Source organism: Xanthomonas massiliensis (genome assembly GCF_900018785.1).
In the GTDB taxonomy this organism is placed as follows: domain Bacteria; phylum Pseudomonadota; class Gammaproteobacteria; order Xanthomonadales; family Xanthomonadaceae; genus Xanthomonas_B; species Xanthomonas_B massiliensis.
This window is the reverse complement of sequence record NZ_FCOY01000005.1, coordinates 121,773-136,241: the sequence shown is the minus strand read 5'-3', so window position 1 is coordinate 136,241 and position 14,469 is coordinate 121,773. Positions and strand designations below refer to the sequence as shown.

The 14,469-nt window shown below is 70.8% G+C and carries 13 protein-coding genes; 6 read left to right on the top strand and 7 right to left on the bottom strand.

All coding sequences use genetic code 11. The annotated features are described in order from the left end of the window. Positions 1–43: 43 nt before the first annotated feature. The 4 genes from BN3794_RS02370 to BN3794_RS02355 form a co-directional block, all read right to left on the bottom strand. Positions 44–541 carry an Hcp family type VI secretion system effector gene (locus BN3794_RS02370; protein ID WP_066092761.1) on the bottom strand — a complete coding sequence of 166 codons (498 nt, stop codon included), beginning with the start codon at positions 539–541 and terminating at the stop codon, positions 44–46. A gap of 147 nt (positions 542–688) precedes the next feature. Beyond that, the gene (gene tssC, locus BN3794_RS02365; RefSeq protein ID WP_066092758.1) at positions 689–2,185 is read right to left on the bottom strand and encodes a type VI secretion system contractile sheath large subunit; all 1,497 of its coding nucleotides are present in this window, start codon (positions 2,183–2,185) and stop codon (positions 689–691) included. A 1-nt stretch (position 2,186) separates the two neighbouring features. After that, entirely contained in the window at positions 2,187–2,690 is a 504-nt protein-coding gene (gene tssB, locus BN3794_RS02360) for a type VI secretion system contractile sheath small subunit (RefSeq protein ID WP_066092755.1), read from the bottom strand. Positions 2,691–2,732: 42 nt separating this feature from the next. Beyond that, positions 2,733–3,212, bottom strand: coding sequence for a tetratricopeptide repeat protein (locus BN3794_RS02355; protein ID WP_066092752.1), 480 nt, complete (start codon positions 3,210–3,212; stop codon positions 2,733–2,735). Positions 3,213–3,546: 334 nt separating this feature from the next. On the opposite strand from BN3794_RS02355, the gene tssJ reads away from it, so the two are divergent. From tssJ to acpA, 4 genes are all read left to right on the top strand, one after another. Continuing rightward, on the top strand, positions 3,547–4,155 hold the full coding sequence (gene tssJ / locus BN3794_RS02350) for a type VI secretion system lipoprotein TssJ (RefSeq protein ID WP_066093303.1): 609 nt from the start codon (positions 3,547–3,549) through the stop codon (positions 4,153–4,155). Positions 4,156–4,208: 53 nt separating this feature from the next. Further along, positions 4,209–5,558: a type VI secretion system baseplate subunit TssK gene (gene tssK, locus BN3794_RS02345; RefSeq protein ID WP_078059542.1), complete on the top strand. Its 1,350-nt coding sequence runs from the start codon at positions 4,209–4,211 to the stop codon at positions 5,556–5,558. Continuing rightward, positions 5,558–6,349 carry a type IVB secretion system protein IcmH/DotU gene (gene icmH / locus BN3794_RS02340; protein ID WP_066093298.1) on the top strand — a complete coding sequence of 264 codons (792 nt, stop codon included), beginning with the start codon at positions 5,558–5,560 and terminating at the stop codon, positions 6,347–6,349. The genes tssK and icmH overlap by 1 nt, the downstream gene beginning before the upstream one ends. Positions 6,350–6,542: 193 nt before the next feature. After that, positions 6,543–8,234: an acid phosphatase gene (acpA, locus tag BN3794_RS02335; protein ID WP_078059541.1), complete on the top strand. Its 1,692-nt coding sequence runs from the start codon at positions 6,543–6,545 to the stop codon at positions 8,232–8,234. A 28-nt stretch (positions 8,235–8,262) separates the two neighbouring features. Here the strand turns inward: acpA and BN3794_RS02330 are convergent, their stop codons facing one another. After that, positions 8,263–9,255, bottom strand: coding sequence for an AI-2E family transporter (locus tag BN3794_RS02330; protein ID WP_147675638.1), 993 nt, complete (start codon positions 9,253–9,255; stop codon positions 8,263–8,265). Between the two features lie 222 nt (positions 9,256–9,477). Here BN3794_RS02330 and BN3794_RS02325 point away from each other — a divergent pair, with 222 nt between their 5' ends. Further along, the gene (locus tag BN3794_RS02325) at positions 9,478–10,353 is read left to right on the top strand and encodes an NAD(P)-dependent oxidoreductase (protein ID WP_066092743.1); all 876 of its coding nucleotides are present in this window, start codon (positions 9,478–9,480) and stop codon (positions 10,351–10,353) included. A gap of 443 nt (positions 10,354–10,796) precedes the next feature. On the opposite strand, the gene BN3794_RS02320 is transcribed toward BN3794_RS02325, so the two are convergent. Both BN3794_RS02320 and BN3794_RS02315 read right to left on the bottom strand, forming a co-directional pair. Next, positions 10,797–11,285 carry a hypothetical protein gene (locus tag BN3794_RS02320; RefSeq protein WP_078059540.1) on the bottom strand — a complete coding sequence of 163 codons (489 nt, stop codon included), beginning with the start codon at positions 11,283–11,285 and terminating at the stop codon, positions 10,797–10,799. A gap of 97 nt (positions 11,286–11,382) precedes the next feature. Beyond that, positions 11,383–12,642: an FAD-dependent oxidoreductase gene (locus BN3794_RS02315; RefSeq protein WP_066092740.1), complete on the bottom strand. Its 1,260-nt coding sequence runs from the start codon at positions 12,640–12,642 to the stop codon at positions 11,383–11,385. Positions 12,643–12,748: 106 nt separating this feature from the next. Between BN3794_RS02315 and BN3794_RS02310 the strand changes: the two genes are divergently transcribed. After that, positions 12,749–13,993 carry a serine hydrolase domain-containing protein gene (locus BN3794_RS02310; RefSeq protein WP_078059539.1) on the top strand — a complete coding sequence of 415 codons (1,245 nt, stop codon included), beginning with the start codon at positions 12,749–12,751 and terminating at the stop codon, positions 13,991–13,993. The last annotated feature ends 476 nt before the right edge of the window (positions 13,994–14,469 follow it).

Below are 14,469 nucleotides of genomic sequence, written 5' to 3'. Positions count from 1 at the left end.
TTCGATGCGATGGCGCCGAAGCGCCATCGCACGACAACGTCGATCAGACGGTGTAGTTCGGAATGTTCTTGGTGGCGCTCCACTGCGCCACCGCCTTGCCTCCGACGCCGCCTTCCGGCTTCTGCTGGTTGTAGGTCCACTTGATGGCGCCGAAGCTCAACTGGACCACTTCCTGGGGCATGCCGTCTTCGTCCACGGTCGTGGTGACGCGATGCACGAGCACGTTCAGCAGCTCGACCTGGTAGTAGTTGATCGCGTTGCCGTCCTTGTCCGCGCGCATGAACTCGACCTTGGCCTTCGGGAACGTGGTGCCGTTGGCGCAGGCCTGGCTCAGCGCCGTGCTCGCCAGGTCGATGGACTTCACCACTTCGATCGGCGACAGGTTCACGCGGGCCGCGGTCTGGCCGCCGGTGGTGGACGCGGTGGCCGAGCGCGGCTGCAGCACGTCCTGGGTGAAGGACTTGATCTCGATCCAGTCGCGGTGCTTGTCGTCGTGCGACTCGCCCTTGATGGTATCGATGGTGAGGAAAGCGTGTTGCATATCTGGTCTCCTAAGTTCCGTTCTTCCATGAGAATGAGGCGGGCCGGACAACCGGCATCCGCCGGGGTTGCCCCTGCGGGCAATGCGTCAACAACAAGCACCGGGATCTCCGTCCCGTTGACGCACAGCGGAAACAACAAAGGATCGCTACGACTTGTTGGCGGCCGCCGGCAGTTCGGCGACCAGGCGCAGCGAAACAGACAGCTCGTCGAGCTGGAAATGTGGCCGGATGAAGGCCACGGCACGGTAGACGCCCGGCTTGCCGGGAACCTCCGAAACCTGCACGGAAGCCTCGCGCAACGGGTACTGCGCCTTGGCCTCCTGGTTGGCGTTGTCGTCGAGCAGCACGTACTGCGCGATCCAGCGGTTGAGGAAATCCTCGACGTTGCGCACCGAGGCGAAGCTGCCGATCTTCTCGCGCATCATCGCCTTCAGGTAATGGGCGATGCGCGATACCGCGAAGATGTATTGCAGCTGCGCGGACAGGATCGCGTTGGCGTTGGCCGCATCGGTGTTGTACTTCTTCGGCTTCTGCGCCGACTGCGCGCCGAAGAACGCGGCGTAGTCGGTGTTCTTGCAATGGACCAGGGGAATGAAGCCCAGGTCGCTGAGCTCCTTTTCGCGGCGATCAGTGATCGCCACCTCGGTGGGACACTTGAGCGCGACCTCGCCATCGTCGGTGCGGAAGGTGTGGGTGGGCAGGTCCTCGACCAGGCCGCCGCCCTCCACGCCGCGGATCGCCGCGCACCAGCCGTGGTTCTCGAAGGCGCTGGTGAGGCGCGCGCCCATCGCGTAGGCGGTGTTGCACCACAGGTAGCGGCCATGGTCGCTGGCATCCACGTCCTCGACGTAGTTGAAGCCCTCGACCGTGGTGCCGTCCTTGGGGTTGTACGGCAACCGCCCCAGGAAACGGGGCATGGTCAGGCCGACATAACGGCTGTCCTCGCTGTCGCGGAACGACTTCCACTTGGCGTATTCGACCGTGTCGAAGACCTTGGCCAGGTCGCGCGGCTTGCCCAGTTCGGTGAAGCTCTCCAGCCCGAACATGTCCTCCGACGCCGCGCTGATGAAGGGCGCGTGGGCCGCGGCCGCGACGTGGGACATCTGCTCGACGAAGTACATGTCCTCGGGCTGGCGACCGATGTAGTAGTCGCCGATCAACGCCCCGAAGGGCGCGCCGCCGAAGGTACCGAACTCCTCCTCGTAGACCTTCTTGAACAATGCGCTCTGGTCGAAGTCGATGGCCGACTTGAAGTCCCGCACCAGGTCCTTCTTCGGCGCGTTCATCACCTTGATCTTGAGCGTACCGCCGGTGGAGCTTTGCTGGCACAGGTAGTGCAAGCCGCGCCAGCTGCTCTCCAGCTGCTGGAACGCCGGGGCATGCATGACCGCGCTGAGCTGTTCGGAGATGATCCGGTCGAGCTCGGCGATGCGCGCGTCCAGGGTGAGATTGAGGTTGTCGGAGACGACGACGGTGCCGTCCATCACCTCGCGCGCCAGCTCGGCGATCAGGTCCTTGGCACGGCGGTGCTCGCTCTCGGACTTGGCGACCTTGCTGCGCTCGACGATCTGGTCGAGCAGGCTGGTCGATTCGGTGGCGGGTGCGTCCGCGGCGGGAGCGGCGTTCAGTGCCTGGTCGGCCATGTCATTCCTCCGGGGTTTCCTGGCCCAGCTTCCTGAGCTGCTCGGTATTGCTGAGCACCTCGCTCAGGATGTCCTCGAGCTTCTCGTTGCCGGCCAGCTTGTTGCGCAGGTCGGCCAGCTTGGTCCGCGACTCGAGCAGTCGGCGCAGCGGCTCGATCTGCTGCACCACCGCCTCCGGCCGGAAATCGTCGATGCCACGGAAGGTCAGCTCCACGCCGAACTCCCCGCCTTCGTCGCTGATGCGGTTGGGCACGCGGAAGGTGGCGCGCGGCGCCATGCCTTCCATGACCTCGTCGAAATTGTCCAGGTCCACGTTGACGAACTTGCGGTCCTTCACCTTGGGCAGCGGCTGCTCGGGGTTGCCGCTGAAATCGCCGAGCACGCCGACCACGAACGGCAGCTCCTTCTGCTCGATGGCGTCGCCCTTCTCGACGTCGTAGGTCAGCTGCACGCGTGGCGGCCGGACCTTCTGCAGTCGCTTCTGGATGCTGTCCTTCTTGCCCATCTGTCTGTTCCTCCGCAACGGTGGGGGCGGCGACCTGCCGGCCTACTTGCCCAGGTTCTTGAACGGATCGGAGGAGGCCGGTGCCGGGGCGGCCGGCTTGCCGTCCTCGGCCGTAGGCGCACGCCGCGGCGGGGTGGCCTTGCGCTTGGCCGGCGCCGGCTTGGGCGGCGCGATCACCGCATCGCCCATCGTCTTGCGCAGCGTGGCTGCCAGTTGCTCGGCTTCCCGGCGCGCGGTGTCCGAGGCCAGCGCGCCACGGCCCTGCAGCCGCTGCAACGATTGTTCGGCGATGCGAAAGCCGGCCACCGTGAGCACGCCGTCGGCGACCAGGTCGTCCGGATCACGTTGCAGGACTTCCTCGGCGGCGACGATCGCGCGCGCGTATTCGCCGCGGTCGAACTGCAGCTGCGCCATGCGCACCCAGGGTTCCTTGCGGGTGGGATCGGCCTTGGCCGCGTCGTTGAAGGTTTCCAGCGCCTGGGTGACCTGGCCGCTGGTGAGGTCGGCTTCCGCGCGCGACATCAACCCGTCGTACGGCGGAGGCGGGGCCTTCCTGGGAGTGCTGGCGCAACCGGCGAGCATCGCCAGCGCCACGAGTGCAAACAGAGGCCGCCATGCGGCCCGTCCATTCCTAACGTCCATGCTATTCCTTGGAATCGCTTCGCCATGCGCGCGCAAGGAAGACCCGATCAAGCAGTCCCTTGCTTGCCATTGCGAGTGTACAGCCCCCTGTGGGCGACGGTATAGTCCAAGCACTCGCGCGACGTCAAGCAAAGTCCTGCAGGTATCGGGACACGCATCCGGGATTGCGGATGCGAGCGGCGTCCGCTTCGTGTCGTTCGCCAAGGTAGGCCGCATGAAAGCCCTTCGTCTGTTCGCCCCGTTGCTGCTGGCCGTGCTGGCGGCCGGCTGCGCGTCCACCAATCCCGTCGGCAAGGCCGTACGCAAGACGCTCGAGGCCACCGGCCTGGCCGAGGCCAAGCCGCAGGCGCCGCCGGAAATTCCCCTGCGCCTGTTCGCCGGCGGCAACCTGAATTCCGGCACCGACGGTCGGGCGAGCGCGGTGATCGTGAAGATCTACCACCTGCGCAGCCTGCAGCGGTTCGAGCAGGCACCGTTGACGAGTTTCCTCGACGCCGCGGGCGAACAGGCGGCGCTGGGCGCGGACCTGCTGTCCTCCACGGAGGTCGTGCTGACGCCGGGCGGGCGCCAGCAACTGCAGGAAAAAATGTCCGAGGGCGCCACCGTACTGGGCGTGGTGGCACTGTTCCGCGCACCGGCCGAAGGACGCTGGCGCTTCGCCTTCGACACCACCCGCGCCGATGCCGCGCGCGACGGCGTCACCGTGGGCATCCACGCCTGCGCGCTCAGTACCGACAGCGCCGCATTGCTGACACGCGTGGTGGGTGACGCGGACAGCCTGGCTTCGGTACGCTGTCAGGCGCCGCGTCGCGACTCGCGCTGACCACGGCGGCGGCGCAGGCACGCGCAGGGACGGACAACACAGGGAAGGCAACAGTGGCTTACGCAAACGGGACGGCGAAGGTGTTGTGGGGGGAAGGACTCTTCCTGAGGCCGCAGCACTTCCAACGGCAGGACGCCTACCACGAGGCACGCCTGCACGCGCTGACGCAGGCCCTGCACCCCTACGCATGGGGCGTGGGCAAGGTCCGCTTCGACAGCCAGGCCCTGGCCGCAGGCAGCCTGAACGCACTGGAGCTGGAACTGGTGTTCCCGGACGGCGAGCCGTTCTGCGCACCGGCCCGCGACCCCCTGCCCGAACCGGTATCGCTGGCCGAGCTGCCGGCGGGCATGCAGGGCACCACGGTGTACCTGGCATTGCCGTTGCTGCGCGCCGACGGGCAGAACTGCGCCGAAGGCGGTGGCCGGCTCGCCCGCTACCGCCAGGAGGACGCCGCCACGCCGGACCTGTTCACCGATGCCGCCGAGGCCGAACTGGCCTATCTCGGCAAGGCGACGCGGCTGCTGACCGAGGACAAGCCGCGCGATCCGTTCGTGACCGTGCCGGTGGCGCGCGTCAACCGCACCCCGACCGGCGGCTTCGAGCTGGACGACGCCTTCGTCCCGCCGGCCCTGCACATCGCCGCCTCCGCGGCACTGACACGGCAACTGCGGGCGCTGCTGGATTCGCTGCAGGCCAAGACCGATGCTTTGTACGGCCTGCACCGGCAGCCGTCGCAGCACATCATCGAGTTCCGCTCCGGCGACATCGCCTCGTTCTGGCTGCTGCACACGGCCAACACCGCCTTCGCGGCGCTGGCACACCTGTTCCATCACCCGCAGTTGCATCCGGAGCGTCTGCACCAGGAACTGCTGCGCATCGCCGGCGCCCTGCTGACCTTCTCCAACGCCTACCAGCTCGCCGACCTGCCGCGCTACGACCATGCCGCACCGCAGGCCGGCTTCGCGCAGCTGTTCGCCATCGTGCGCGAGCTGCTGGACACGGTGATCTCGGCGCGTTATTTCCAGATCGCGCTGACCGAGACCAAGCCCTCCTTCCACGTCGGCCACCTCGATTCCCAGCGCATCGACGAGGGCGCCACCTTCTACGTCGGCGTATCCGCCGACCTGCCGGCGCAGGAGCTGGTGCAGACGGTGCCGATCCGCTTCAAGGTCGGCGCCCCCGACGACGTGGAGAAATGCGTGCTCTCGGCACTGCCCGGGGTGAAGCTGACCCATGCCGCCCAGGTACCGGCCGCGATCCCGGTGCGTCCGGGCAGCTACTACTTCGCGCTCGAGGCCCGCGGGCCACTGTACGAACGCATGCTCAAGGCGCAATCGATCATGATCTACGTGCCCTCCGGCATCCATGACCTGAAGATGGAACTCGTGGCGGTGACCGCATGATGGCTTCGACCCTGCCTCCCACGCCCGGCCCGATGCCCTCGCTGAGCTCGCAGGGCCCGCTGCCCGGCATCGCCCCGGCCAGCACCACCCCGCAGTCGCTGCTGGACCTGATGGCCGACGGCTTCTACCTGCTGCTGCTGCTCAAGCGCGGCCAGCTGCCGCGCGAGGCCGAGCCGTTCATGCAGTCGGTGCAGAAGTTCCTGGACGGGGTGGAGCGCGGGGCGATCAAGCTCGGCATTTCCGGCGAGGACATCTACGCGGCCAAGTACGCCTTCTGCGCCTCGGTGGACGAGGCGGTCCTGTCCCAGCCGTCGGCCCTGCACGAGGCCTGGGAACGCAATCCGCTGCAGTTGCGCCTGTTCGGCGAGCACCTGGCCGGCGAACGCTTCTTCGACAAGCTCGAGGAGCTGCGCCGGCAGGGCGCGCCGCGCCTGCCGTCGCTGGAGGTCTTCCACTATTGCCTGCTGCTCGGCTTCGAGGGCAAGTACCGGCTGGAAGGGCCGGAGAAGCTGGGCTACCTCACCGCCCGGCTCGGCGACGAGATCGTCTACCTCAAGGGCAAGCGCACCCCGTTCGCCCCGCACTGGCCGCCACCGGACAATTTCAGCCATGCCTTGCGCCGGGTGGTGCCGCTGTGGCTGCCGGCGGCGCTGGTGGCCGCGTTCGGGGTGGCCGGTTTCTTCGGCCTGCGCTTCTACCTGGACCACCAGACCCGTGAGCGGCTGGCCGCCTACCACGACGTGATCCAGATGCCGCAGCGCACCGCGCACATCACCATCACCCTGCCCTGAACCTTGTTGCCGCCCGCGGTGGAACCACCGCCGGGCGGATGCGAGAATCCATGCCGGCCGCGCCGGCACGGATGGGGGGCGCGACGCGCCCGGCCCCCGGCATGGCCGGTGCGCAAGGATCCCCACAAGGAACGGGTGAAATCCAGGCACCCGTGGCCACGGCCTGGCATCCCTCCCTCGAACGCCCGCTCCCGTGACCTCGCACATCCCGCCTTCCGACGACACCCCCGACGATCCGCAACGCCGCCGCCTGCTGGGCGGCCTGGCCCTGGCCGGTGGCGGTCTTGCCGTCGGCGCGGCTCCCACCGCGGCGGTCGCCGCACCGCGCGCGCGCGCCGCGGCGACCGCCCCCGATTCCGCCGCGGTGGACCGGGCACTGCGCGAACGCGTGGACCATGTGGTGGTGATCTACTGCGAGAACCGCAGCTTCAACAACCTGTTCCCGGAATTCCCCGGCCTGCAGAAGCCACTGTCGGCGCTGGCGCCGGCCGACTGCGTCCAGCGCGACCGCGACGGCAGCGTATTGCCGCACCTGCCGCCGATCTGGGGCGGGCTGGTGCCCGACGAGCAGGTGGTCGACCACCGTCGCTACCAGCTCGGCCAGGACGCCATCACCGGCCTGCCCAATGCGCCGTTCGCGCTCGCCACGCCCGACGGCCTGCCGCTGCCGCACGGCGTGGTGACCCGCGACCTGACCCATCGCTTCTACGACAACCAGCTGCAGATCAACGGCGGCCGCAACGACGGCTTCGTCGCCTGGGGCGACAGCGGCGCGCTGGTGATGGGCCACTACGGCGACGTGGCGGCCACGCTGCGGCTATGGCAGCTGGCCCGCGAATACACGCTGTGCGACAACTTCTTCATGGGCGCCTTCGGCGGCTCGTTCCTCAACCACCAGTACCTGGTCGCCGCGCAACCGCCGTACTACCCGGATGCCGACAAGGGCCCGGCCCGGATGCAGACCACGCTCCTGGAGACTGACGACCCGCGCGGCATCCGCCCGCTGCTGGACGAGAAATCCCCGCGCAGCGCGCTGGACGGCAATCCCCGCTACGTGCGCAACGGCGCGCTCACGCCCGATTTCTGGGCGGTGAACACGATGCTGCCCCCGTTCCAGCCCAGCCCCACGCGGGATCCGGCGCGGCCCGCCTACGCCAACCCGGACAGCCCGCACACGCTGCCGCCGCAGCACCACCGCCACATCGGCGATGCGCTGGACGCGGCGGGCGTGGACTGGGCCTGGTACGGCGGCGGCTGGGGCCTGGCGCTGCAGGGACGCGGCGACACCGGCGATACCGACCAGTTCCCGGGCAGCCCCAACTTCCAGTACCACCATCAGCCGCTCAACTACTTCGCCAGCCTGGCCCCGGGCACGCCGGCGCGCGAACGCCACCTGCGCGACGGCGGCCTGGGCGACAGCGCAGCGACCAACCGCTTCATCGCCGACGCGCTGGCCGGCACGCTGCCGCCGGTCGCGTTCTACAAGCCGCAGGGCAACCTCAACATGCATGCCGGCTATTCCGACGTGGCCGCCGGCGACCGCCACGTGGCCAGCGTGATCGATGCGCTGCGGCGCAGCCCGGCCTGGGAGCGGACGGTGGTGGTGATCACCTTCGACGAGAACGGCGGCTGGTGGGACCACGTCGCCCCGCCCAAGGCCGACCGCTGGGGCCCGGGCTCGCGCATCCCGGCGCTGGTGGTCTCGCCGCTGGCCCGGCGCGGCTTCGTGGACCACACGATCTACGACACCGGCTCGATCCTGCGCCTGATCACTCGCCGCTTCGGCCTGGAGAAGCTGCCCGGCCTGGTCGAGCGCGAGCGGGCCATGCTCGCGGCCAGCGGCGTGGCCCCCGGCGACCTGACCGGCGCGCTGGCGCTGGGCTGAGCGCGGCGGCCCGGGCCGGGGACGTGCCTCAGGTCCCGTGCCGCCCCGGGATCGGCGTGTCCGTGTCCAGCACGCCGCGCACGTACAGGCGCTTGACCAGCACGTAGATCGCCACGGTCATCGGTGCGGCCAGCACCACGCCCATCGGCCCGAACAGCGCGCCGATGCCGAACAGCGAGAACAGCAGCAATGCCGGTGGCAGGTCCACCGCGCGTTGCTGGATCAGCGGCTGCAGCACGTGGCCCTCGATCTGCTGGATCGCCACGAACACCAGCAGCGCGCCCAGCGCGACCTGCGGGCTCACGGTGAAGCCCAGCAGGATCGCCGGGATCGCCGCGACGATCGGCCCGACGATCGGGATGAAGTCCAGCAGGGCGGTGAGCAGGCCGATGCCGATCGCCACCGGCACGCCGAGCAGCCACAGGCCCAGGCCGGTCAGGGTGCCGACCACCGCCATCGCCAGCATCTGCCCGCCCAGCCATGCGCGCAGCGCATTGCCGGCATCGCCCAGCGCCTCGTCCACCAGCGCGCGGCGATCGCGCGGCAGCAGCTTGAGCAGGCCCTGCCGGTACAGCGCGGGCTGGGCCGCCAGGTAGATGCCGCCGACGATCATCAGTACCGCGTCGGTGAGGCCGCCGCCGGCGGACAGCGCCAGGGTGCCCGCGCGTGCGGCCAGCGCCGAGGCCCCGCTGCGCAGCTGGTCGGGCAGGTCGCGCACCGCCGGCCCCAGCGGGCTGGCCTGCAGCCACGCCTGGAAGCGCGCCCAGGCCATCGGCAGGCGTTCGCGGAAGGCATCCACCTGCGCGGCCACTTCCGATCCGAACAGCCACAGCAGGCCCAGCAATGCCGCCAGCAGCACCAGAATCACCAGCGCCAGCGCCACGCCCTGCGGCACGCGCACGAAGCGTCGCAGCAGCGCCGACAAGGCGTGCAGCATCACCCCGATCACGATCGCGCCGAACACGACCAGCAGCAGGTCCGACAGCTTCCACAGCAACAGCGCCAGGCCCGCCAGGGCCAGGGTGGCCAGGACGCGCGCGACGTAGGACCTGAACGGAGGAGAAGCCGGAAGCGGTGGACTCATGCGGAACGGGCCGGAAGGATCGGGAGCGCCACCCTACCAGCCCGCATGCAAAGGCCGTGCACGCGGCCGCGGCGCGCAGACGCCCGGCCGGCACTGCACGCGACGCAAACGGGACGCGGCGGATGATCCTGCCCCGTCATCGATAGCGGAGCGCTCGGCATGGACATCGGATTCATCGGACTGGGGCACATGGGCAAGGCGATCGCCGCCAACCTCGTGCGCGGCGGGCACCACGTGCGGGTCTGGAACCGCAGTCCGGCAGCGGCCACCGAACTGGCCCGCGACGGTGCCGAGGCGGTGGCCGGGCCGGCGGATGCAGCCGCCGTGCCGGTGCTGTTCTCGATGCTCGCCAACGACCAGGCGGTGCGCGAGGTGCTGATCGACCGCGGCGCGATCGACGCGCTGCCGGCCGGCGGCATCCACGTCAACATGGCCACCATCTCGGTGGACCTGGCGCGCGAGCTGGCCGCGCTGCATGCCGAACGCGGGCTGGGCTACGTCGCCGCGCCGGTGCTGGGCCGGCCGGACGTGGCCGCGGCCGGCCGGCTCAACGTGCTGGCCGCGGGCGATCGCCAGGCCATCGCCACGGTGCAGCCGATGCTGGACCTGGTCGGCCAGAAGACCTGGCATTTCGGCGAGCGCCCCGAGCAGGCCAATGCGGTGAAGCTGGCGGCCAACTTCTGCATCGCCAGCGCGATCGGCACGATGGGCGAGGCGGCCGCGCTGGTGCGCGGCTATGAGGTGGCGCCGGCCGATTTCCTGGCCATGCTCACCTCCACGCTGTTCGCCGCGCCGGCCTACCAGGGCTACGGCGGCATGATCGCCGCCGAGCGCTACAGCCCGGCCGGCTTCAGGCTGCCGCTGGGCCTGAAGGACGTGCGCCTGGGCCTGGCCGCCGGCGAGGCGGCGCACGTGCCGATGCCGCTGGCCTCGGTGCTGCGCGACGGCTTCATCGAGGCCATCGCCCAGGGCGACGGCGAGCTGGACTGGGCAGCCCTGGCCAAGGTCGCCAAGCGCCGCGCCGGCCAGGCTTGAATGCGGGTGGCCGTGCATCCCCGCCGGGATGCGCGGCGCTGCTGGTGCGCCTCCGCTCTGGAGTTGCGATAGCGTTCGGCGGAAATCGACCGCCGCCGGTCCGCCGATTCTGTCGTCCGTCGTCGGCAGGGACCGGGCAATAGCGGCCGCCGCACAACCCGGCGTACAGCGGCCGCGGTGACGGGGACATGTCCATCCCGCTCGCGCCGGCACGGCAGCACCGAGCCCGGGCCCGGACGCGGCGTAATGGCATCGGCGACGACCCCGTCGCGTTTCATCGCTGCCCGGGTCCCGCGATGCGCGAGCGGAACCGGCGTTGCGCACGCGCCCGCGGGGGCGGCGCTACGCTCCGGCGCTCCGGCGCTCGGGCACCGGGACCGGCGATCCGTGCCGAAGAGGCCCCCGTCGCCGGCGACCCTCCCGATCACGCACGGCACACCCGCTCAGTCGCCCGGCGTGCCGCCGCAGCCCGCGGTGGCGCAGGCCGCCGCGCGGCGCAGTTCGTCCTCGCTCAATTGCGGCGGCGGGCGGGCGATGGCGGACTGGACCTGCGCCGGCCCGCTGCCGAGTTTGTCGATGCCCTTGGCGACCAGGCCGGCGGCGGCATAGATGCCCAGCATGAGGTAGCCGCCGCCTTCGCTGACCTCCTTGACGCTCGGCGGCGGCCGGTAGGCGCGATCGAAGCGATTGGGCGGTACCTGGACCGGATTGCGGAAGCGGTACAGGTCCACGTCCTCGTCCGGCGCCACCGCCCGCACCTCGCCCAGCGTGGTCACCCGCTCCGCGGTCGCCGCGTCTGCAAGTGCCGTGCCTGCCGCCGGCACGTCCGGCCCGGGGACCGCAGGCGGCTGCGCATCCTGCCGCGCCGCGGCGGCCCCGGCCCAACCGACCAGTAGCAGCAGCCAGAGCGTCGCTCCGATCGATCGCCTCATCGCATGCCTGTCCCTTCGGTGTACGTCGAGCATAACCTTCATGATCGCGTGTGCCGGTCGTTGCCGGGACGCGGATACGCGGCCGCCGCCACGCCGGTCAGGCCTCGTGGACCGCGCCTTCGTCCGGCCAGCGGGCCGGCAGCGACGCCAGCGCGGCAAGGAACTGCGGATCCAGCGCCAGTGCGCCCAGCCAGCCCTGGCGGGTGCCGGTCAGCACGCGCAGCATCTGGCCGCGCCCGCCGGGCAGGCGCCCCAGCGGCAGCAGGCAGGCATCGCGCAGGCGCGCGGCCAGGTCGTGGTCAGACTGGAACACCGGCGTGAGCCAGCGGCTCCAGAACTGGTAGATCGCCACGTGGCGGCGGCGTTCGCGCTGGTAGCGCTGCAGCGCATCCGCCAGGTCGCCCGCCTGCCGCAGGGCGTCGGCCAGGGCCCAGGCATCCATCAGCGCCATGTTCACGCCCTGGCCCAGCTGCGGGCTCATCGCGTGCGCGGCATCGCCGACCACCGCCAGGCGGCCGCGGAACCAGCGCGCCAGCACGGCGTCGCGGTAGCCGGCGCGGGCCAGCTGGTCCGGTGCGGCCAGGCCGGCCAGGTGCGCGCCGAGTTCCGGCCACAGGCCGGCGACCTCGTCCTTCCAGGCGGCCATGCCGTCCTGCCGCCAGCGTTCGAAGTCCGCGCACGGCAGGCTCCAGAAGAAGCTCACGCGCGGCGTCGCATCGCCCGGGCGCGTCCCCACCGGCAGCACGCCGATCATCTTGCGCGCCCGCACGTAGCGCTGCCGCAGTTCGTCGGCGAACGCCCAGCCGTCCGCGGGCAGCAGGCACCACAGCGCGCCCCAGGGATAGACCCGGTCGCTGCGTACGCCGGCGGTGGACGCGCGCAGTGCCGAGGAGGCGCCGTCGGCGGCGACCACCAGATCGAACGGGCCATGCCAGCGACCGTGCGTATCGCGGATGCGGCCGTCGTCGGCATCGACTTCCTCGATGGCGGTGCCCGCATGCAGGCAGCGCGCGGTCCATGCCCGGTCGAGCAGCTGGAACAGCGCGCCGCGCTGCAGGCCCAGCCCGAACATGCGCCGGTCCAGCCCGGCGTAGGCCATGTCCATCACCCCGCGCCCGCCGGGCGTGTCGCCGTACAGCCGCCGGATCGGCGCGCCGTGCTCGAGCGCGCTGTCGAGCAGGCCCATCTTCCACAACACCTGCATGCCGGTCGGCTGCAGCAGGAACCCGGCGCCCACCGGCCCCGGCTCGGCCACCCGTTCGAACACCTCCACGCGATGCCCCTGCCGCGACAGCAGCACCGCCAGCGCCTGTCCGGCCGAGCCGTACCCGACCACCGCCACGTACAGCCCTTCCATGGAATCCCCGAGTCGTCGATGGCGCGATTATCCGCCATCGCCGCGGGGCCGCCGCAGGCCACGGGACCGATGCCTAGAATGCGGCTTCCCCGGATCGGAGATCGCCATGGCCGCGTCGCGTATCGCTTGCCTGTCCGTCCTGTTGCTGGCCGCGGCTGCGGGGGCGCCTGCCGCGCCGGCGGGCGCCCATGGCGATAACGGCCCCATCGCCACCGTGCGCGTGGCCTTCGATCGCGCCGGCATCACCGCCACGGCCACCACGGGCCTGGCCGACGTCGCCGCCGCACGCGCCGTCACCGCCGACGACCCGGTACGCGTGGCTTCCATCTCCAAGCTGGTGGTGGCCGTGGCGGTGATGCGCCTGGTCGAGCAGGGCACGCTCGACCTGGATGCCGACGTCTCCGCGCGCCTCGGCTGGCGCCTGCGCAACCCGCGCTACCCGGACGTGCCGATCACCCTGCGCCTGCTGCTCTCGCATCGTTCCAGCCTCACCGACAGCGCCGGCTACTACGCCACGCCGCTGGGCGGCAGCCTGCGCGAGCTCCTCGACGATCCGCGCGCCTGGGACGGCGAGCACGCGCCTGGCACCTACTTCCGCTATACCAACCTCAATTTCCCGCTGGTGGCGCAGGTGATGGAGAACGCCACCGGCGAGCGCTTCGACCGGCTGATGCAGCGCCTGGTACTGGCCCCGCTCGACCTGCATGCCTGCTACAACTGGGACGGCTGCGACGATGCCACCGTTGCCCGCGCCGTGGTGCTCTACGACCGCGACGGCAACCCGCAGAAGGACGACCACCATGGCGCCCGGCCCGCCTGCACGGTGGTGCCCGCACGCGACGGCAGCTGCGACCTGGCGCGCTGGCAGGCGGGCGTGAACGGTGCGCTGTTCTCCCCGCAGGGCGGCCTGCGCATCTCCGCCGCCGGCCTGGCGAAGATCGGCCGCCTGTTGCTGGGCGAGGGCGAGGTGGACGGCGTGCGCCTGCTGCGGCCGGCCTCGGTGCGCACCCTGGAGACCCCGGCCTGGACCTACGCCCGCGGCAACGGCATGACCTGGGAGGAGGACACCGCGCCGGGCTCGGGCAAGGCCACGATCTGCCGCTACGGCCTGGCCGTGCAGACCCTGGCCACGCCGGGCCCGGACTGCGGCGACGACCTGTTCGGCGACGGCATCGCCCGCGTCGGGCATGCCGGCGAGGCCTACGGCCTGCTCTCCGGCCTGTGGATCGACCGCGCCGCCGGCACCGGCGTTGCCTACTTCGCCACCGGCGTGGAGGACACGCCGCCGGGCCGCCACTCGGCGTTCAAGGCGATCGAGGAAAGCCTGGCCACGGGCAATGGCGGCAACTGAGGCGACGGCCGCGCCCTCAGGGATGCCGCGCGAATGCGCGCGGATGCGGCGAAGCCAGGCGATCAGGCCACCGGCGAGCCCACTGCTTCTACGCCTGCGCGTGCGCATCGCGGCGCGCGCCAGCTCGGCGCCCGCTTCCGGCCCAGGCGATCCGCGGGCAACGCGTGCACCTGGAACCGGCGGGGCCGGACACGATGCCGAAGATGCCGCTGCATCTTCGGCATCCCGCTTCCCGAAACGCTGGCGTGGCCAGGCCATGCCGTAGCTCAGCCTGCACGTAGTGCTTGTCGGCATGGAGGTAGAGACGGCTCAGGCAGAGGTGAAGCGGCCCGGGCCGCCTACACACCGCGAGGCAGATAGACGCCCGGTCGCAACGGCGTCAGCGTCAACGGCATGCAAGCGGCCACGGGGGACAGCCCCGGGGACTGGCATCCGGGCCCGTAGGGGGCCGCCGCGCAGCCTCGCCAGCTGCGTGG

Excerpts from the sequence above, each read along its gene's own strand:
- BN3794_RS02320 (WP_078059540.1), bottom strand. The coding sequence starts at position 11,285 with ATGAGGCGATCGATCGGAGCGACGCTCTGGCTGCTGCTACTGGTCGGT.
- icmH (WP_066093298.1), top strand. The coding sequence starts at position 5,558 with ATGGCTTCGACCCTGCCTCCCACGCCCGGCCCGATGCCCTCGCTGAGC.
- BN3794_RS02370 (WP_066092761.1), bottom strand. The coding sequence starts at position 541 with ATGCAACACGCTTTCCTCACCATCGATACCATCAAGGGCGAGTCGCAC.
- tssC (WP_066092758.1), bottom strand. The coding sequence starts at position 2,185 with ATGGCCGACCAGGCACTGAACGCCGCTCCCGCCGCGGACGCACCCGCC.
- tssB (WP_066092755.1), bottom strand. The coding sequence starts at position 2,690 with ATGGGCAAGAAGGACAGCATCCAGAAGCGACTGCAGAAGGTCCGGCCG.
- BN3794_RS02310 (WP_078059539.1), top strand. The coding sequence starts at position 12,749 with ATGGCCGCGTCGCGTATCGCTTGCCTGTCCGTCCTGTTGCTGGCCGCG.
- BN3794_RS02315 (WP_066092740.1), bottom strand. The coding sequence starts at position 12,642 with ATGGAAGGGCTGTACGTGGCGGTGGTCGGGTACGGCTCGGCCGGACAG.
- BN3794_RS02355 (WP_066092752.1), bottom strand. The coding sequence starts at position 3,212 with ATGTCGCGCGCGGAAGCCGACCTCACCAGCGGCCAGGTCACCCAGGCG.
- BN3794_RS02325 (WP_066092743.1), top strand. The coding sequence starts at position 9,478 with ATGGACATCGGATTCATCGGACTGGGGCACATGGGCAAGGCGATCGCC.
- tssJ (WP_066093303.1), top strand. The coding sequence starts at position 3,547 with ATGAAAGCCCTTCGTCTGTTCGCCCCGTTGCTGCTGGCCGTGCTGGCG.